Origin of the sequence: Aquimarina sp. AU119 (assembly GCF_900312735.1) — a bacterium.
GTDB classification, from domain to species: domain Bacteria; phylum Bacteroidota; class Bacteroidia; order Flavobacteriales; family Flavobacteriaceae; genus Aquimarina; species Aquimarina algiphila.
In genome coordinates this window covers 18,509-40,617 of the sequence record NZ_OMPF01000026.1, presented here as the reverse complement: position 1 = coordinate 40,617, position 22,109 = coordinate 18,509, and the positions used below count along the sequence as shown (strand labels likewise).

At 30.4% G+C, this 22,109-nt stretch carries 10 protein-coding genes and 1 tRNA gene; 1 reads left to right on the top strand and 10 read right to left on the bottom strand.

What is annotated here, in order from left to right; genetic code table 11:
• The 6 genes from DK442_RS23775 to DK442_RS23740 form a co-directional block, all read right to left on the bottom strand.
• The coding region (locus DK442_RS23775) for a condensation domain-containing protein (RefSeq protein WP_235011026.1) at window positions 1-1,561 on the bottom strand (1,561 nt) is incomplete at its 3' end.
• A gap of 213 nt (window positions 1,562-1,774) precedes the next feature.
• On the bottom strand, window positions 1,775-3,364 hold the full coding sequence (locus tag DK442_RS23770) for an MBL fold metallo-hydrolase (RefSeq protein WP_109438420.1): 1,590 nt from the start codon (window positions 3,362-3,364) through the stop codon (window positions 1,775-1,777).
• A 10-nt stretch (window positions 3,365-3,374) separates the two neighbouring features.
• Entirely contained in the window at window positions 3,375-6,737 is a 3,363-nt protein-coding gene (locus DK442_RS23765; protein ID WP_109438419.1) for a non-ribosomal peptide synthetase, read from the bottom strand.
• 247 nt (window positions 6,738-6,984) lie between these two features.
• A complete protein-coding gene (locus tag DK442_RS28550; protein ID WP_200825166.1) occupies window positions 6,985-15,648 on the bottom strand; it encodes a non-ribosomal peptide synthetase in 8,664 nt (2,887 codons plus the stop codon).
• Between the two features lie 118 nt (window positions 15,649-15,766).
• Window positions 15,767-16,294: a UpxY family transcription antiterminator gene (locus DK442_RS23745; protein WP_109438417.1), complete on the bottom strand. Its 528-nt coding sequence runs from the start codon at window positions 16,292-16,294 to the stop codon at window positions 15,767-15,769.
• A gap of 424 nt (window positions 16,295-16,718) precedes the next feature.
• A complete protein-coding gene (locus DK442_RS23740) occupies window positions 16,719-17,318 on the bottom strand; it encodes a hypothetical protein (protein ID WP_160114326.1) in 600 nt (199 codons plus the stop codon).
• A gap of 364 nt (window positions 17,319-17,682) precedes the next feature.
• Between DK442_RS23740 and DK442_RS23735 the strand changes: the two genes are divergently transcribed.
• Window positions 17,683-18,444, top strand: coding sequence for a response regulator transcription factor (locus DK442_RS23735; protein ID WP_109438415.1), 762 nt, complete (start codon window positions 17,683-17,685; stop codon window positions 18,442-18,444).
• 3 nt (window positions 18,445-18,447) lie between these two features.
• Here DK442_RS23735 and DK442_RS23730 read toward each other — a convergent pair whose 3' ends face one another.
• The 4 genes from DK442_RS23730 to DK442_RS23715 all read right to left on the bottom strand — a co-directional run bounded on the left by DK442_RS23730 (window position 18,448) and on the right by DK442_RS23715 (window position 22,109).
• The gene (locus DK442_RS23730) at window positions 18,448-19,209 is read right to left on the bottom strand and encodes a ThiF family adenylyltransferase (RefSeq protein ID WP_109438414.1); all 762 of its coding nucleotides are present in this window, start codon (window positions 19,207-19,209) and stop codon (window positions 18,448-18,450) included.
• 636 nt (window positions 19,210-19,845) lie between these two features.
• Window positions 19,846-19,920, bottom strand: a tRNA-Val gene (locus tag DK442_RS23725).
• 69 nt (window positions 19,921-19,989) lie between these two features.
• On the bottom strand, window positions 19,990-21,207 hold the full coding sequence (locus DK442_RS23720) for a folylpolyglutamate synthase/dihydrofolate synthase family protein (RefSeq protein WP_109438413.1): 1,218 nt from the start codon (window positions 21,205-21,207) through the stop codon (window positions 19,990-19,992).
• A gap of 8 nt (window positions 21,208-21,215) precedes the next feature.
• On the bottom strand, window positions 21,216-22,109 hold the full coding sequence (locus DK442_RS23715) for an energy transducer TonB (RefSeq protein WP_109438412.1): 894 nt from the start codon (window positions 22,107-22,109) through the stop codon (window positions 21,216-21,218).

The following is a 22,109-nucleotide window of genomic DNA, read 5'->3' as shown; positions in this document are numbered from 1 at the left end:
AATCATCCAAAAGTTGAGCAGTCTCTCCTTTTGATAAATAATGAACATCATTAATACTTTTAATTGGATCTGATAAAAGACACGACAATAAACTCTGATAATGAAGAATGAATTTCTCAATCATTCCCTGATCATAAACATCTGTGTTATATTTGAACATCATATTTATTCCTCCCGCTATTTCTGTAGGATCAATCTCCAAATCAAACTTAACCATACAGCTTCCCAAATCTTGATTATCATTGAAAACTAAACCATTCTCTGAAATACCGTGATAATCCATTTTCATATCAAACAATGGACTTCTACTTGTGTTTCTCACTAAGTTTAAGTCTTCTAATAATCGATCAAACGGATACATCTGATGATCAAAGGCATCCAATGTGTTCTCTTTAATTTGATCAAACAATTGAATAAAATTATGATCAGGATTAATCTTATTACGCAATGGTAAAATATTAATATAAAAACCGATCTGATCCTCTAAGTCTGGGTGATCTCTGCCTGCCACAGGATTACCTATAGTTATATCTGTTTGGCCTGTATATCGGTAAATTAACACCTTCCAAACTGCCAATAATCCCATAAATAAACTACCTCCTCTTTCCGTTGTAAAATCACGTAATTTCGAAGTCATTTCTGGAGAAATGTAAGTTCCTATACCTTTTCCTTTATAAGTCTTTACAGGTAATCTCTTCTTTTTTGTCGGTAGATCTAAAACCGTCACTTCATTTCTAAACTTAGAGAGCCAATATTCTTTATGACTTTGAAATGAAGAACTATTTAACTGATCCAATTGCCAAACAGCATAATCCTTATATTGAATTCGTAATGGTGTAATATCTGGGAAAGTACTGGTTACAAATGCCTTATAATACGTCATCATATCCCGAGATAAAATTTCCATTGATACTCCATCACCAATGATATGATGCATATTATAATAGAATATGTATCGATTATCAGAAATTTGTAATAAACTAGCTCGTAACAAAGGGCCTTTTTCTAAATCAAAAAGTTTATACGAATCTTCAGTCACATAAGCATCACAGGAAAACTCTGGATCCTCTTCATATCTATAATCTTTAAAATCTATCGAAAACTTTGTTTCTTCGAGAGAACTGATGTATTGCCTAACTTCTCCTGTATCTGTTATCTTGAAAACAGTACGTAAAATCTCGTGACGTTCTATTACCGAATGTAAAGCCTTTTGAAAACAATCTATATTATAATTTCCATCCAAAAAAACTGTATTTGGTGTATTATAAGCAACTGATCCTTCTTCATTTTGACTTGCCAACCAAAGTCGATATTGCGCATTCGAAACAGGGTAATTCTGTAAGTTTGATTCAATTTTTGGAATAGATGAAGTATATTCTGACCTATCTTTATTATTGCTTTCTAAATATAAGATGATCTGATCTTTAATTAATTTAATTTCATGTATTTGATCTTGACTTATTTTATTTTTGTAAGAAATAATTTCTAAATCGTCTCCTTTCAGAATTAACTTAATTTCTTGTTTTCTAAGCTTGGCAAGTAATTCTATCACTTTTTTCATTGGCTTTTAATTTACTGATAATGAATAAATTGCATTTTAAAGTGCTTCCAAAAACAAACCTAAAATCTTACTTTCAAGTTCGGGAAGTTTTAGAGTCCAATAAGGTTTTATTAGATTATCTATCTCACCTATCTAATATTAGTTACAAAAAGAAGGATGTACCAAGGTGAGTCTTTAGTTTTTGAAAAGTATAATCTTTAAATATTTTTGTATCTAATATTCAATCGTTTTTTCACCATATAATCGAACTGCGTCAATTCCTCTTTTCTTACACTCTTCAATCAACCTGTTTGATTCGACAATCGGCTTTGATTCGTCCGTATATTTTATAGAACTGATAAACTCCAACCAAGGCTCCATACCCATAGCATATATAAATACATTTTTAGGATTAAATATGTTTACAAGTCTTTCTCCTTGTTTAAAATTTGAACCAGCTAATCGACGCGATTGATCTTGATCTCTGGTAAGAGGTTCTGGTAACAAAGGGCCATATAACCAAGATAATGGAGCTCCATCACATTCCATACCCAAAAACAACACATCTACATCACCCATAATTTTATGAATTCTATCATATACCATAGGTTCAACATTTTGAGAATCTGCTGCAAATAAAATTTTAAATCTATTATGAAGTTCTACATGATAACAAAGCTTACTTCTAATATCTAAATCTGAGTGCTCTCCGATAAAAGGTAAACCAGTAATAGTACATCTATCTAATTCTACAGATTCCATGTCATCTAATTCAATAATATTATTAAAACCAATCTTATTAAACATGATTCTTAAACTAGGGTCTTGAAGGTTACCCTTACTTGCTCCAGGAAGGATTATTTTCCCAATTTTGTGTCTCAATTGCAATAAGGTTTCAAATAAAATATGGTCTTGGTGATTATGTGTAATCAAAACATAATCTATAAATTCTGGTAGATCATCAATAGTATATCTATTAACATCTGTTTCATACCCATCATAACTAATTACAGGATCTACCAAAATTGAAACTTCTTTTGTTTCTACCAATACACAAGCATGTCCAAAATATCTAGTAAGAATTCCTTCTCTCTCATACTTTTGATATTCTTTTGGTGGTTCAGTAGTAAAAAAAGATTCAAAAAGATCATTTTGTTCTGCTGGTATGTTTAATGCTTCTTTAATATTTTCTACATCTCCCGGTTGACGTTTCATTTTAAACAAATCATCAATAACTGAGTTTTTGAAAGGAATATCCAAGTGAATCACATTAGGATCATCTAATCTTGGGGTACTCAGACAAAACGAGCGTGAATTATCGGATTCTATAATTTGTAATGAAATGGTTTGCATAGACTCATCATAAAATTCGCTTTCATATAGTAAAGATTCGAAAAATCTAAAATTTGGATGGTTATTTAAATCATAATAAAGCTCCACATAACCTCTTAAAATTTCAGGTATTTCATCATATAAAGAATCTAAACAGTACCCTTTAGCCTCCTTTTGCACTATGGTATTTAGGTCATTTACCGCTTCGCAAAATTCTAAAACTTTCTCTCTTTTGTTAATAGTTTGCTCATACAGTTCTTTAATTTCTTCAACTCTACCTCCATCATAATCAATAAATGGTCCACCTAACATTTCAGGTTTGTTCACTGCCGCAAAATGAATTTTAGGGTTTTTAATATAAGATTGCATAATTTTTAAATGCCTTTCTTTGATATTCATTGCAGCTGTTGCAGGGGATATAATGTGTGGCCATGCATACCATCTATCAACTAATGCTTCTAATCCTACGTTTAATTTTAAATACTTGTTCATTTTGATTAAATTAAATTGTTATTTTCTCCACGACTTGACTTGTTTCTATTTGCTTCTTATCCCATAACATATTTGCTATAAGTTGTGCTAGTTCTGAAATACATCTTACTCTAAAAATTAATGTAAAATCAATCCTTACATCAAAAACTTTGTTTACTCTTGATAACATATTAACAGCCTTAAGACTATGCCCGCCTAAGTCAAAAAAGTCATCCATCACACCTATTTTCTTTGTTCCTATTACTTCTTCCCATATAGTCACCAATTGCTTTTCTATTTCATTTCTAGGAGCTATATACTCTACATTACTAGTAAGAGTTTCTGCGTTAAGTTTTAACAAAGCTTTTTTGTTTAACTTGCCGTTTGGAGTAAGCGGAAATTCTTCTAATTGTATGTAATGCGAAGGAAGCATATAATCTGATAAGGTATTCTTCAATGACTTTCTTAAATCAGAAGTGTTTTGTTTTTTTGAAGAAATGATGTATGCAATTAATTCCTTTTCATTGTTGACATATTCCTTTACCAAAACTATAGCGTTATCTATTTGTTCTAATTTTAGTAAAGCATTTTCTATTTCCCCAAGTTCTATACGATGACCTCTTATTTTTACCTGATCATCTTTCCGTCCAATAAATTCTACATTACCATTGGGCAACCATCTTCCCAGATCTCCCGTTTTATAAACTCTTTCTCCTTGTTTAAATGGATGAGGGATAAATTTTTCATCTGTTAATTCCGAGCGATTTAGGTATCCCCTAGCCAATCCAGGGCCCCCTATACATATTTCTCCAATAACCTCTTTTGGTACTAAAGAATTATTTTCGTCAATTATATATATCTGAGCATTAGATATTGGACTCCCAATTGGTATATTATTTGACATCAGAGTACAACCTTTATCTATCTTAAAAATTGAGGCACAGATACTAACCTCAGTAGGACCATACCCATTATAAAATGTACCCCAATTAAGAAATTCTGAAACTTTATCAGGAACTGCTGATTCTCCTGCAGTTATCAGTGTTTTTAATCCTTGTATTTTTTGAATATCCATCAATTTTAAATATGAAGGAGAAATTGTGGCTATATCGATGTTTTCATACTCGATAAAAGATTCTAATAACTTAGGGTCATTTCTTTCTTCTTCACCTGCTATATGAAGGCTTGCTCCTGATAATAAGACTATAAAAATTTCGAATATTGAAGCGTCGAAGGAAAAAGATGCAAATAATAATCCCCTCTTATGACCCTTAAGGTTTAAAATATCTATTGAAGATAGAATTGTATTTACAATTCCTCTATGCTCAATCATAACTCCTTTAGGTTTTCCTGTGGACCCAGATGTATATATCACATAAGCCAGATTCCTTATATCAATATCAATATTGGGTGCAACTTTTGAGCTATTTTCTTTTCTTTTGAAAGTGTTTAATAGTTCATCATCTATAATAATTTTACAATTACTATCCTCCTCTATATGAGACATTATTTGATTAGGATAGTTGGGGTCTATTGGAACATAAGCCGCTCCTAATTTAAGGATTGATAATATCGAAATTACAAACCATTCGCTACGATCTAACTTTATTCCTATTATATTTTCTTTCTCTATTTTATAGTTTGACAGTAAATAATTTGCTAAACTGTTGGAGTCTTCGTCTAATTCTCTATACGTAAGTGTTCGTCCCTTAAAAGCTAATGCAATTGCATCAGGAGTCTTTGTTATTTGTTCTTTAAACAAATCGACAATAGTCTTATCATTTGGATAAATAACACTGGTAGCATTGAAATCATATAGCAATTCTCTTTTTTCTTCTTGTGTTAGAAAATCAATCGAACCTATTTTTTCTTTAGGAGTTAATAAAAGGTTATCCAGTAATTGCTTGAAATGATGTATTAAATTATTGATCATTATTCCATCATAAACATCTGTGTTGTAGATAACCTGGAAAGAAAGACAATCTCCTACTTCTTGAAAACTAAGCTCTATATCATATTTCGATACTGTATTTCCTAAATCTTCTATCTTATTGATATTATGCTCTGAAATGTCAAACTCATTTATATCTGACCCTGCATTTTGCAACACCAACATGATATCAAAAATTGCATTACGTCCTACATCTCGCTTTAAATCCAAATCCTCAATCAAACGATCAAATGGGTACATCTGATGATCAAAAGAAGATAAAGTTGATTTTTTCACCTTATCATAAAATGAAATAAAACTCTCTTCTGGATTTACAGTATTCCTTAGAGCTAGTGTATTTACATAAAACCCAATCTGATCAACTAAATCTTCATGATCCCTTCCTGCAACAGGACTTCCTATGACAATATCTTGATCAGATGTATACTTATATAATAAGACATTCCATGTTGACAAAAGACTAATGAACAAACTTCCTCCTTGTTGCTGACTAAAATTTCTTAAATTCTTAGTAGTACTTTTGGATAAATATGTCTTAAAACTATGCCCTTTATGTGTTTTAATAGAAGGACGCAACTTACTGCTTGGTAAATCTATAACCGGTAATTCACCGGACAACTCATTTAACCAGTAATCTCTATCTTTATTGTTAGATAGCTCTTCTAGGTTTGATAACTGCCAGGATGCGTAATCTTTATATTGAATTCTTAAAGGAGAAATAACAAATTCTTTATTGTTTTTAAAAATTTCATAAAAATTCAATATTTCTTTTGATAGTACATTCATCGACCATCCATCACAAATAATGTGATGCATATTACAGTAAAAGACATATTCGTCATCTTCAAGGTGAAGTAAGCTTGCTCTTAATAAAGGACCATTTTCTAAATCAAAAGCTTTATAAGAATCTTCTTTGATATAGGCTTTTATCTTGTCCTTTTTATCCTCATAGTTTCTAAAATCATGATATTCTAAATTAAAATCTAATACTTCTTTAGGAATTATATATTGATTTACCTCTCCAAGATCATCCAACTTAAAAACGGTTCGTAATATCTCATGACGATCGATTACTGCACTTATTGCACTATTAAAAGAAGTAACATCATATTCTCCTTTTAGAACTACTTCAAAAGGCATGTTATAAACCTCAGCTCCTTCATCCAATTGACTCAAAACCCATAACCTACGCTGACCAGCAGATAATGAGTACCTATCTGATTTGGTCACTGGTGTAATGCGTTTAAATTTCATCTCATTAAGGTTATTACTTTTTTCAAGTAACTGAATCAGCATTCTTTTGTTATCAGAAATATTGATTTTGTCTTGCTTTGTTAAAGAATTAGTATCTCCAACTACTCTTAGCTTCTCTCCTGAATCGTCAAGAAAAATCTGAACATTTTTGTTGGACAAAACTTCAATAATACTTTTAACTTTTTCCATTTTTTAATTATCTATTTTTTACAAAACCTTTTCGATATTCATCTACAACTATTAAGAATAGTTTCTGATAAATGTTTTTTCTTGGATAATGTCTTGATCAATTGAGTGAGGGGGGGTAGAAAAACTTTTAGCGATAAGCTAAGATTAGTTTAAATAAAAACATTAGAAATCATATAATTTCCTTCGATATATACTACTATTTTGAAAGACAGAGTAGGTATCTAAAATGTAATAGAATATTTAGTTTTTAAAACACTAATTCATCGCCTTCGATAAGGGTATTACTTTCTTGGGCGTTCAAAATTTGAATTGATTGTATATAATTCGACAAATTAGATATTGTTGGTTTTTGATATACCTCTTTTAATTCGATCTTTACATCAAAATCTCGTTGGACTCTGGATATCATCCTTGTAGCTTTTAAGCTATGCCCTCCTAAAGTAAAAAAACTATCCTCGATTCCTATTGTCTTTTTCTGAAGAATATCCTGCCATATTAACACTAGTTTTTCTTCGAGAACATTTCTGGGAGCTACATATTCTATAACATTAAAAGATTTTAGATTATCCGGCTCGGGTAAAGCGCTTTTATTAATCTTTCCATTAAGTGTTAATGGCATAGACTCCAATTCAATATAATAGCTCGGCAACATATAATTCGGTAACTTCTTACTTAAAGATGAATGTATTTTTTTTCTATCTATATCTTTATTACTCACCAGGTAAGAAACGATTATACTATCTCCTTGTACCTTCTTGACTATCACTACACATTGATCAACATCTTCTTGAAGCAATAGTGCATTTTCTATTTCTCCTAATTCTATTCTATATCCTCTAACTTTTACTTGAGTATCTTTTCTTCCTAAGAATTCAATATTTTTATCTGGTAACCATCTTGCCAGATCACCAGTATCATAAATATATTCTCCTTTACAATATGGGTTTTCTATAAAACTTTGGGCTGTTAATTCTGAACGATTCAAATACCCTTGTGCAACTCCTGCTCCAGAAATATATAATTTTCCTATTGCTCCTGATGGTAATAACTGCATATTATCATCTAAAATATAAACTTGAGTGTTTGTTATAGGTCGTCCTATTGGAATTGATGTATATACTTTTGTGTTTGTCAACTTGTAACATGTACTATAAGTAGTATCTTCTGATGGACCATAAAGATTTCTAACCTCTATATTGTATGGTAAAAGTTTTTGAGCAATATCAACAGTAAAAGGTTCTCCTGCTAAATTAATAGCACTTACATTGTTTAAATCATACCCTTCTTCTAAAATATTTCTTATACTAGAAGGAACAGTATTTAACAAAATTTTACTATCCTCTCTTAAATGTTCCCCTATTTTCAATGCATTATCAAGTAATTTTATTTTTTTTCCTACAGATAAAGTATAAAATAATTCAAATATAGAAAGATCGAAACAGTGAGAAGTAGCTGCATAAACTACATCAAAATTAGTGTCTGAAAATTCATCCTTTGCCCAGTTAATTAATGCAACAGCATTCTGATGGGATATCATAACTCCTTTAGGGTATCCAGTGGTTCCTGAGGTATAAACAATATAGGCCAAATTACTTGCCTCGCTATTATTTCCTATGTTTTCCTTTGAATAGCCTTTTTGACACTCTAAAAAACAACCGAATTGATTTTCATCTATAACCAATCTACAATTACTATCCTTTTCTATATAAGCAATTCTCTCTTTTGGATAATTTACATCTATTGGCACATAGGTAGCACCAGCTTTGAGGATTGCTAGTAGTGTTATTAATAACCTTTCACTTCTTTCTAATTTTACTCCGATAAAATCCTGTGCAGAAATATTCAATTCTTTTTTTAAGTAATATGCTAAATCATTAGCCAGGTCATTGAGCATAGAATAAGTAAGCTCTTTGTCTCCATATTCAATAGCTATATTTTCTGGGTTTAATATTACTTGCTCTTCAAATAAAGAAATAATGGTTTCATCGGTATTATGAACAACTCTAGTATGGTTATATTCTTTCAGTAAAATTTGCTTCTCCTCTGTAGTTAATATATCTATTGCTTCTATTGCTATAGATGGTGATTCTAGTATTTGTAAAAATATATTTTCCAGATGCGAAAAAATACCTCGTATAAAAGACTCTTCATAAATATCGGTATTATAAGAAATACTTAAGCATAAACCTTCCTTCTCCTCAAATGCAAAAGACAAATCAAATTGTGCAAATTCTGAGTCAAGATTAAATTCACTTATGGTTAAATCTTGTATTGATGTTCTATGCTGAAAATTCGACAATTGTTGTTGGTTCTGTAATACTACCATCACATCAAATAAGGGAGACCTAGAAGTGTCGTGATTTAAATTAAGCTGTTCTACAAGTACATCAAAAGGAAAATCTTGATGCGAATATGCATCTATTAAATGTTGTTTTTCTTTCTTCAATACATCCAAAAAACTATCATTCTTATCCAATTGTGTTCTAATTGCCAACGTGTTAAGATACAAACCTATTTGAGATTCTAAATCTGGATATTCGCGTCCTGCAATCGGTGTACCTAGAATGATATCTTTTTGATTACTATATCGAGAAAGCAAGATTTTAACCACAGACATTAAAGTCATAAATAATGTCACCTCATGATGGTTTGAGAAATACTTCAGTTCTGACAAGATTTCTTCTGAATAACTATGAGTCAAAACGTTCCCTGAATATGTTTTTACTTGAGGACGTTTTTTATAGCTCGGTAATTCTAATATAGGTAATTCCCCCTGGAAAACATTTAGCCAATACTCTTTTGAATCTTTTTCTGAACCTACGGTATTTCTTTCTGCAAGCCAAACCGCATAATCTTTAAACTGTAAGGACAACTCTGGCAATACTATATTTTCTCCTAATTGTAGTTGTTGGTATCCTGTGATAATTTCAGAAGTTAAAATTTCTATTGACCATCCATCGCTAATAATATGATGCATCGATAAGAAAAATATAAAGCTGTTATCTTTTCTTTTTAAAAGTGAAGCTTTTAATAAAGGTGCATTGGATAAATCATACTCTTTTTTTTGTTCTTCTTTTAAATATTTTTTAAGAGATTCCTCAGAGGATGCTGATTCTGAAAAATCTTCTACGGAAAGATTAATTTCAAAATCAGATTTTGAAAGTATAAACTGTTGTAAAAAACCATCATCATTATTTTGGAAATAAGTTCTTAATATTTCGTGACGATTGATTACATGGTTAAAAGCTCTTTGAAAATTCTCAACCACAATATTACCTTCCAAAATTACAGCCCCAGAGATATTATATGCCTGAGTAGCTCCTTCAAATTGACTTAAAAACCATAGCCTTTGTTGCGCAGGTGTAGTAGGATAAAAGTCAGATTTACCTACACAATTTATAGGTAAGAACTCTTGGTCCTTTAATTCATCACACAACCTCTCTATAGTCGGATTATTATAAAACAATGCATACGAAATGCTCTTACCTATATTCTTATGAATTCGATTAATAACTTGGGAAATCATCAAACTATGCCCTCCTAAATCAAAGAAGTTGTCGGTAACTCCCACTCGTTCTTGATGTAAAACATCTTGCCAGACTGATACTAATTTCTTTTCCAATGTTGTTCTGGGCGCAACATATTCATGCTTGAGAATATTTTCTCCTGTAATCTCTGGAAGATCTTCCTTGTCTATTTTACCATTAGAAGTTAATGGAATTGCATCTAATGTCACATAACAATTTGGTAACATGTAATCCGGTAAATTTCTACTTAGGTTAACTCTTATTTTTTGCTCATCTACATCGCCTGATTCTGAAACAATATATGCAACTAGCATAGGACCTATCGCTTGTTTCTTAACTGTAACTACAGCTTGTTTTATCCCGGGTTGGGATAATAAGACATTTTCAATCTCACCTAATTCTATACGGTATCCTCGTATTTTTACTTGATCATCTTTTCTTCCAACAAACTCAATTACTTTATCTGGTGTCCACTTTGCTAAGTCACCTGTTTTATACAATCGCTTTCCTTTTTTAAATGGATGAGAGATAAACTTTTCTTCTGTTAAATCTCTTTTATTTAGATATCCTCTTGCTAGACCATCTCCACCTAAATAGATTTCACCAATTACTCCTACGGGAACTGGACGACAATTACTATCCAAAATATAACAAGTACTATTAGATATAGCCGTACCGATAGGTATTGTTTGAATATTTTCTTGTACATTTTTGATAGTGTAATAAGTAGAATAAGTTGTATTTTCAGTTGGACCATATACGTGATGAAGGTTCACTTCGGGATATAGCTCTTTAAATCGTCTCACATGTTTTACTGACACTTGTTCTCCTCCAAATAATATGTATTTTAGATTTCCTATTGATCTTAATTCTGACTCTACAAGGGTATTAAATAAAGCTGTTGTTATAAAAAAGCTGTCTATATGTTTCTCTATTAATATATCTTCAAAATTATTAATATCTAAAAAAATATTTTTTGAGGATACTACTAAAGTAGCTCCTCGCAAAAGAGACATAAATATATCAAACGTAGAGCCATCAAATGAAAAACTAGATAACCCTAAAATTTTATCTCCTTCAACAACTTCAATATAATTTGTATTTACTACTAATCTTACAACAGATCGGTGCTCAACTAATATTCCTTTTGGCTTTCCAGTTGATCCCGAGGTATAGATTACATAAGCTAAGTTGTCTGGTTTGATTCGTATTTCTGGAAGAGTATTCGAGTAATTTTTAGCTCTTTTAAAAGCTTCTAATAAATCTTTATCTATAACTAACTTACAGTTGCTATCTTCTTCAATGTATCTTATTCGAGATTGAGGGTAATTTGGGTCTATAGGTACATAAGCTCCTCCTATTTTTAATACTGCTAATAAAGATATAATAGATAATTCGCTACGATCCAACTTTATTCCCACCAAATCCTCTATTTCTATTTTATAGTTAGATAGTAAATAATTAGCTAAACGACTTGACTCCTCATCTAACTCTCTATATGTAAGTTCTTTTTCCTCAAAAATTAAAGCTATTGTATCTGGAGTATTTTTTACTTGATCTACAAATAATTCTATAATGGATTTGTCTTTGGGGTAATCTGTTTTAGTATCATTAAAATCTATTAATATTTCTTTTTTCTCTGAATCAGTTAACAAATCCATATCTTCTATGCTAAGGTCAGGAGATATCAATATCTGTTCAAATAAATTTTCTAGATGTAAAAAGATACTTTTTATAAATACTTCATCATAAATGTCAGTGTTGTATGATATATTTAAGGATAATTTATCGTCTTCTACAAATGCAAAAGATAAATCAAACTGCACAATTTCTTGTTCTATTTCAAATTCACTTATTGTTACGTCAGTAAGACTTGTTCTATTCTGGAAATCAGATAGCTGCTTTTGATTTTGTAATACCATCATTACATCAAATAATGGTGATCTAGAAGTATTTCTATTTAAATTAAGTTCCTCTACTAACCTATCAAAAGGAAAACTCTGATTTGAATATGCTTCTAATAAATGGTGTTTTTCTTTCTTTAGTAAATCTAAAAAACTATCCTTTTCATTTAGTTGTGTTCGTATTGCTAATGTGTTAATATATAATCCTATTTGAGGCTCTAAATCGGGATGTTCTCTTCCTGCAATTGGTGTACCTACTATGATATCTCTTTGATTACTATATTTGAACAGTAAGGTTTTAATTGCTGACATTAAAGTCATAAATAATGTCACTTGATATTGCTGTGAAAAAACCTTTAATCGAGATAAAACTTCTTCTGAGTAACTATGATTTAATTCTTTTCCTGTATATGTTTTTATCAAAGGACGATTTTTAAAACTTGGTATTTCTAATACAGGTAATTCACCTTCAAACGAATTCAACCAATACGCTTTTGCCTGTTGCAATGAATTTTCAGTATTCGTTTCTTCTAACCAAGAAGCATAATCTTTGAATTGTATCGATAAATATGGCAATGAACACTCTCCTTGCTCTAATTGCCTGTAACTTTCTATAATTTCAGATGTTAAAATCTCCAATGACCATCCATCACTAATGATGTGGTGCATTGATAAGAAAAAAACATATTTAGTGTCGTTAATCTTCAAAAGTGACATAGTAAATAAAGGTCCTTTCGATAAATCATATCCTTTATTTTGCTCTTCTTTTATATACTCCTTAACAGATTGATTTGGTCTTGCTGATTTAGAAAAATCTTTAACAGAAACATTAAAGTCAAATTCAGATATCGGAACTATATATTGTTGTAAAATTCCATCTTCATTATTCTTGAAATAAGTTCGTAATATCTCATGACGGTCAACTACATATTTAAAAGATTTTTTGAAATTTTCAACAATAATATTCCCTTCTAATAATAAAGCTCCGGTAATTTGATAAGCCTGATTATTATTTTCTATCTGACTTAACAACCATAAACGATGTTGAGATGGTGTTATAGTATATGAATCTGAGATAGGAATCTTCTTTATAGCAACAAATTCATCTTTTTGCAGTAACTTACTTATACTTTCAATAGTTGGGTTAGAATAAAAAGCCTTAAATGAAATACTTTTATTCATCACCTTATATACTATATTGAACATTTGAGAAATCATCAAACTATGCCCACCTAACTCAAAAAAATTATCTTTTATACCTATACCCTTAATTCCTATAACCTCTTCCCAAATAGATACTAATTTCTTTTCTGTTTTATTGCCTGGAGCCACATAAGTATCTCTTAACACATCCAATAAATCAACATCTGGTAGTGCTTCCTTATTAACTTTTCCATTAGGTGTTAACGGTATAGATTCTAATTTAACAAAATGGTTAGGAATCATATAGGACGGAAGATATTCTCCTAAGTATGTTCTTAAATATGATTTATTAACTATACTACTTTCTATATAATATGCTACTAAAGCTTCTTCTTTTTGAACCTTTTTTACAACAACTACTACTTGTTGAATATCTTTAGAAAACTGTAATATTGCATTCTCTATCTCTCCTAATTCAATACGATATCCTCGCAACTTAATCTGGTCATCTCTTCTACCTAGATACTCTATATTATCATTGGCACCCCATCTTGCTAAATCACCAGTGTCATACATCTTAGTTCCTTTTAAAAAAGGGTTCTCTATAAACTTCTCTGAGGTTAAATTAAAACGATTTAGATATCCTTTTGCTATCCCATTTCCTGATAGATAAAGTCTACCTGTTACTCCAGAAGGAAGTAATTCTAAATAATCATCTAATACATACGCTTGTGTATTAGAAATAGGTTTTCCTATAGGTATTGTTCTATATGAATTTTTAGTTAACTTATAACACGTGCTATATGTTGTATCTTCGGAAGGGCCATATAGGTTTCTAATTTCAATATTCTCTCCTACTAGTCTATTGGCAATATCTACCGGAAAAGGCTCGCCTGCTAAATTTAAAATTGACACATTCTGTAAACTATGACCTTCTTCTAAGACCTTTCTTATTGTAGAAGGCACAGTATTTAATAAAATATCTTTATCAAGATCTAAATATAGAGGAATCTCCAATCCATTATTTAAAATTCTCATAGGTTTCCCTATAGATAATGTGTAGAATATTTCAAACACAGAGAGATCAAAACAATGAGATGTTACCGCATATACTATATCAAACATTGAAGTATCGAACTCTTGTTGTGCCCAATAGATTAAAGAAATTGCATTTGAATGAGTTATCATTACCCCTTTCGGTTTTCCCGTAGTTCCCGAAGTATAAATAATATAACCTAATTCGAAAGATGGGACTACAACCAAAGAATTTTTAGATGAAAAATTCAATTCAACATCAATAAAATCGTTCCAACAATGTTTATCTACAATCAATTTTGAATTACTATCTTTTTCTATATAAGCAACTCTGGCACTCGGATAATTAATATCAATAGGAACATATGCTGCTCCACATTTAAGAATCCCAATTAAAATTATTGGTAAAAGTTCATTTCTTTCAACTTTTACTCCAACCAAATCTCCTAATTGTATTTGACAAACTGTTTCTAAGTAATTTGCAAATCTATTAGCTCTCTCATTCAATTCTTGATATGTAACCTGTTTGTCAAAATACTCAATAGCTATAGCGGTAGGGCATTCTAACGCTTTTGCTTCGAATAAGCCATGAATAGTCTGGTTATCCTGTATCTTTATATTATTAATACTTTTTGAAAAAGCAAGTATTCTTTTTTGACTTTCAATATTCAATAAAGGAATTTTAAGCACATTAATATCTAAATTCTTTTCTATATTAATTAACCAATTTTTAAATGTTTTCAAAAACTGATCTATCAAAAATTTGGGATAAGATAAAGAATCATAAATAAGAGAAAATTCTAATTCGGATTTCGGATTTTTTTTGACGTCCAACTGAAAACCTACTACAGGTTTTGAAGTATTAGTTAATCCATAATTAATATTAAAATCTGTATATTGATTAAATAAGTCCTCGTGTACTATAGTTTCTTCATAATCTAAATTTTTATACGCTTCTTGAACTTCTTCTTTTACTTCTTCTAAAACCTCTCTTATTGTTTTATCCTTAACATCTATAAAAGAAAAAAACAATGGCTTACTTTTAAAACAGGAAGATTTAGAAATAACATCTCTTTTACCTTCAAAAAACCTATGCATCAAAATATTAAAAAGAGTAAGTAATACTGTATACTCCACAACTGTATTCTCTTGCGTTAATCTATTAAAATACAGTAAATCACTAACAATCAAAACATTCTTTTCGTGTACTTGGTTTTCTTTATTACCTCTTTGTACAATAGATAAATGCTTGACCTTATTTAACCAAAATTTACTCTTCTTTTTTCTGGCAATATCATTCATAATAGGATTTTAAAAATTGTATACTAAGGTGTATATTAACATTAGAAGAAACATCTATTATTGCTGAGTGGTTTATACAAACCCAACAATTTTAATTGAAATATCTTATGAAATAAAATTATTTTATTAGACAGGAACTATAAGGAGTGAGAAATGATAAAGGAATAGTTGCATATATACTCTGTCTAAGTGAATTTATCGAAACCTGAATTTTAAAATTATCATCAACTCTTTCAACTTTGCACTTTAAACCTTCTAGAGGTCCATAAGATATTTTCATCGTCTCTCCCAAATGTGGCAAACTATAATTACTTTGTAAGTCTTTTATACCATCCATACTTACCAATCGACGTATATTTTCTATTTCAGATTTTTTTACAACTGCATATTCTTTTCCAAATTTTATAAAGGTACATGCTCCATCTGCACTTGTAGCCATATAGAAGTCCATCTTTGAATTTATGTTTACAAAAACATACGAACTAAATAATGGAACTTTTAATTTCTTCTTTCTATCACTCCATTCACGAATAACAGTTGTCATAGGCAGAAAAACATCTAATCCTTTTTCTTTTAATGACTGATAAACCTTATTTTCTTGTTTAGATCGTACATAAAGTACATACCAACTATTACTGATTCCCATATTTTTATTAGATTTTAATTATTAAACAGGGCTTCGCCTCTCCCAGTCACATGGGTAATTATTCAAAATTGGGAGGTAAATAAAAGTAATTCTATCTATTACCCTTACAGGTGAATAGTCAGATAATAGTAATCTAGTTCTAAATAACTATCTATACAATGGTTTTTATAAAATTCAGATCTACTACTATTCTTGTCAAATAGACAAAACATCTCATACACTAAGTGCACGTAGTTTTTGTATAATTTTCTATTAATCTAACTTGGACTAATAAAATCAATGAACTCTATTTTTTTCTATTGTAACTTAATCAAATTTAAGTCACAATGATTGGCATTTTGCTACACCTTAGGGTAGTAACACTCTAGGTAACTGAATACTACACTATTGTGTAGCAAGCCTTTAAAATCTTAATAAGAATCTCTTATTCAATTAAGTGTTTGTTTTTATTATAGAAATCAATTAATCCATAATAAGACATACTTACAGGAATTGTTTCTGATCCTAAATAATCAATGGATTCTCCTACAATTTTAGTTTTGATTCCCATAAGAGTTATAATACGAAGTAGTTTTGCATCGCATTCGGCAAAAGCAATATTATCTTTATGCTTACAGATTGGTCTAATGGCGCATACCATCAATTTTTTTAATAAATTTATATCACGTGCCCCTTTTTTAATAGCAAACCTTCCTATATGCCATATTTCATTTATAGAATTATCATTAATACATACTAACGGGTTTATTCCAAATATCTTTTGAATTGGTAATAGGCTAATGTAATTCCATTTTAAAGCCCTAATTGTACCGATTATCTCGTTATTTTCATTTTTTATAGCAAAAACTTGTGAATTCTCTAGGTAATTCATTTCCTCCTTATAAATAGAGGTTATATCATTTTTATAGTCATTTGGAAATTTTTCATCTGTATGATGCTTAAAATTCTCGGTAACTACAAATTTTGACATATTAAAGAGTTCATTTTGTGTAATTCTAACTGGATAATTTTGTGTGAATATCATGTCTTTTGTTTTACTTAAAACTATCACACAACAGACAGAGATACGCTACACAAAATACTAGTTACTATACCTTTACACTAAAACTACCTTAAAGTGTAGTTTGTTAAATGAATTATAAAAGATCAATCTAATCCAATGTTTAGTTAGAGTAAAATTATAATCTCAAAATTTAATAAATTGCTAGGTTAAGGTTAATGATTCTATTCGAAAACATCCTTATACTTATATTGGGTTAATCCAATAAAACATAATACTGTTAAAACTTACAAAAAAGGCGGTTGTTTTGAAGGAGAAGTTCGTGTTATCTCTTAATATTTAAAAAAAAATACTACTTTTAATATTCAATAAAAAAACCAACTTATTTATGGTAAGTGAAAGTGACTTTTTCTCTTCACGTAACACCGTTAACAATATCTCTGAAAATGAGAAAATTCAATCTATGTACTATTTGGAAGCAATTAAAGCTTTCGCTAGAACTACATATAAGAGTATTTATGTAATCGATTATGAGAAAAAAGGATTTGAATACGTTTCTGAAAACCCGCTGTTTTTATGCGGACATACCGCAGAAGAGGTTAAGAAATTAGGGTATGCTTTTTATTTCAAATATGTTATTCCGGATGATCTTGATTTACTTTTAAAAATAAATACAATTGGATTTGACTTTTATGAGAAAATTCCTATTGAGCAAAGAATATATCATACAATTAGTTATGATTTTTATCTAAAAAATTTAGATGGAAAGAAAATTCTTATTAATCAAAAATTAACTCCTGTATATTTAACTCAAACTGGAAAAATTTGGAAGGCGATTTGTATAATTTCACTTTCTACAGAAAAGAATTCGGGTAATGTTAAAATTTATAAAAAAGGAGATAATAAAGTGTTCCGATATGACTTAGAAGGTAACTTTTGGAAAATTATGGACAGAATAACTTTGACCGATCGCGAGAAGGAAATTCTTCAGTTTTCTATAAGGGGGTACACCATTGGTGAAATTGCAGAGACCATTTTTGTATCTCCAGATACTGTTAAATTTCATAGAAGAAAATTATTCGCAAAACTTGGTGTAACAAATATTTCTGAGGCAATAGCATATGCTACAAACAATAATATATTAGTTTAATGACTATAGATTATCATCAATTATTTTTGATAAATAAAATTCTGGGAATTTTTTAAAATTTTTCCCTGTAGCTATATTAAAAAGTAAGTGAGTACACATTGCTGCTACAGACCAAGAGGCAATAGCCAATTGAGGTGGTGGTAGGTTTTCTTCTTCTTCCAAATATTTTTTAATTATTTCATCTATCCATTTCTGTGGATTCCCCCAAAATCTTAAATAACTTGATGCATATTTCACTAAAGTTATCTCATTAAAATCTTCATTAGGTTTTGATATTGTATCCAATGAAAATCCATCCTTATCAATTATTGTAACAAGACTACCCCAGCCAATATTGTATGGATGCAGAATAGGGATATTTAACTTTTGACAGGCTGTATCAAATATTAATGGTACAGGCGAAGAAAAATCTAAAGCGTTTATTGCTACTTTATGACCACTAATATATTCGTCAATATTTTCAATAGTTAAAAAAAAATCTAGACACCTAATTTTTGCTTCTTTATTAATAGATAATAAACGTTTAGCCAATGCATCAACTTTATTTGTATTAATATCATCCTCAGTATAATTTTGACGATTTAAATTAGACCTTTCAACTTGGTCTCCATCAATAATAGTAATATTTTCAAAACCAAAACGTAAAGCACATTCTGCTATTACACTCCCAATACCACTACCTGCAAGTAAAATAGGGAAGTCTTTGATTATTTTCTGTTCTTCTTCGCTAATATATATCCTATTTCGAGCATATTGACTTTCCATATTTCATTTTAATTCAAATGTACACTAACATAAATAAAATAAACTTAACTAAAAGGGTAGTTTTATTTAAAATCATTTGAGCATCCTTTCTATTTGATTAAAAAACTCAATATAATGGTAAGATTTTAACAATAAAAAACACTTCAGATTAAAAATTTTCTAATTCAAAAAACAAATGTTGACTACATACTCTCTGAACAAAATATATAAATACCCAAAATACCAGGGATAAACAATAATGAATTTACCATGCAGATATCTAATATACTTTAATTTACCTAATAGAAATGATGTGTGTTTTCCATATATCCTTATTCAAATCAATTTGCCCCACAACACAATTATCACATCAAATAAACAATACTATACAAATCTATACAATTTAAAGAGATAGATTACACTTTTAATTGTTAGTAAATATATAAATCACCTTTCTTTAAGCTTTTTTAAGCTTCATAATTCGATCCTAACACAAGTGCACACCTCTTTCATAGAATTCTGATTTATATCACCTATTTATAGCCCGAAAAATTATCTATACTTTCAAAAGGTAGTATCAGACTCTTATTTTTGATTTGGAGTTTCTTCTGGAAATGAAAAAAACCTACACAAATTGTATAGGTTTTTAATTTAAAGTGGGCGCTAAGGGATTCGAACCCCTGACCCCTTGGGTGTAAACCAAGTGCTCTGAACCAACTGAGCTAAGCGCCCGCTATCTTGCGATTGCGGATGCAAATATAAGACAGTTTTACAGTCTACCAAAAGAATTTTAAAGAAAATTTAAATTATTTCTGCAACAACAAATGTGCTTCCTCCTACATATACAACATCACGTTTTGTAGCCACCTGTAATGCAGCTTCATACGCCTCTTTTACCGTACCATACTCTTCGCCAAACAAATTATACTCTAAAGCCTTTTTCTTTAATTTTTTTGCATCCAACCCTCTTGGAATATCAGGTTTAGAAAAATAATATTGAGCTTCTTTTGGAAATAAAGACATAACACTATCTAAATCTTTATCATTAACCATTCCCAAAACGATATGAAGGCAATCGTATTTTTCTTCTAATAATTGCTCCAAAACTTTGGTTAACCCATCTTTATTATGAGCAGTATCACATATAACCTTAGGCTCTTTATGTATGATTTGCCATCTTCCTAACAATCCTGTATTGACTACAACCTTAGTAAGACCTCTTGAAATAGCAGGTTCATTAATTTTCCACCCTTGTCTTTGTAAGATCAAAATTGTTTGCAGTACGGTTCTAATATTCTCTTTCTGATAAACCCCAAGTAAATCTGAAGAATACATCTGACCATCATATTCTATTGCAAAATGTAAATCACTATTACATTTTTTAGCCTTTTCTGTAAAAACTTTTTTTGTTTCAGGTGTAGTTCTCCCAATTACTACAGGTACATTTTTTTTAATAATTCCAGCTTTCTCTCCTGCGATCTTTGTTAGCGTATTTCCTAAAAATTTAACATGATCCATTCCTATATTAGTAATGACAGAAACTTCTGGAATAATAATATTAGTAGAATCTAATCTCCCTCCAAGCCCTACTTCAATTATTGCAATATCAACCTCTGATGTTGCAAAATAAAGAAATGCCATCCCAACTGTCATTTCAAAAAAGGATAATTGATTTACCTCAAAATAGGATTTATATGTAGAAACAAAATCAACAACATACTGTTCTGGGATCTCATTACCATTAATACGAATACGTTCTCTAAAATCCTTAAGGTGCGGAGATGTATATAACCCTACTTTATATCCTGCTTCTTGTAAAACCGATGCCAACATATGACTTGAGGATCCTTTTCCGTTGGTTCCTGCAACATGAATACTCTTAAACTTGGTTTCCGGGTTTCCTAAGTATGCAGCTAATTTAATGGTATTATGAAGATCAACTTTATATGCACTAGCGCCATCACGCTGGTACATTGGCAATTGGGCAAACATCCAATCGAGAGTTTCCCTATAATTCATATGCTATATTATTCGGAAAGTTTAAACTGATAGATAATAGTTCCTACTTGTTTTGCGGGAGCTTTAGAATCATTATTAAATCGTGTAGCCAAAGCAGCTCTCTTTGCCGGCTCCATTAAGCATGAAGCACTATTCGTTGTTCCTTTCATCCCAGGAGTAGCTCGTATTACCTTACCACTTTGATTAACTTCTATTTTCACTACAACAATACCAGATTCATTACAATCCTGAACAAATTTTTCTTTGTTAAGTGCTTTCCTTCCTCCTAATCGATAATTCCCATCGCCATCCAGTCCTTTACCTGTGCCATAGTATGACTTAGCATTAGGATCTCCATCTGGACGACCTTTATCTCCAGGTGATCTATCATCACCTTCCCCTCCTTTGGCTTTACCATCACTTTTGGGGCCATTAGAAAAACTATTCAATATATCCAGAGTAGATTTATCTGGTTTTGGATCTGGTTTCTTTTCCTCTACCTTCTTAACAGGTTTTTCTTCTGTCTGATTCTTTGAAGGTTTCTGATCAGAAGGCTTAGGTTTTTTCTTAGGTTCATCCACCTTTTTTTTAGGCTTCTTTTTTGGTTTTTTTTCAATTACCGGAGCATCATCCAGATTTTGAGTAACCACCTTATCTTCGATTTGGGGTGTTTCTTCTTGTGGTTCTGGAGTAGATGAGGTTGTTTCTGGTGTGGTTTGTTTTGGCGTAGATTTGATCGGTTTATTAGGCTGAATATTACCTGATCCCGTCTCTGTAGTTCCAAAATTCACCGCAATACCACTTTCCTCCTCAGGATTTATATAACTTAAACTTAGATAAAACAATAAAAATATAATCCCAATGTGAACTATTATAGTCAGTATAAAGGATTTTCTTTTATGTTTTGTATCAAGCTTTATCAT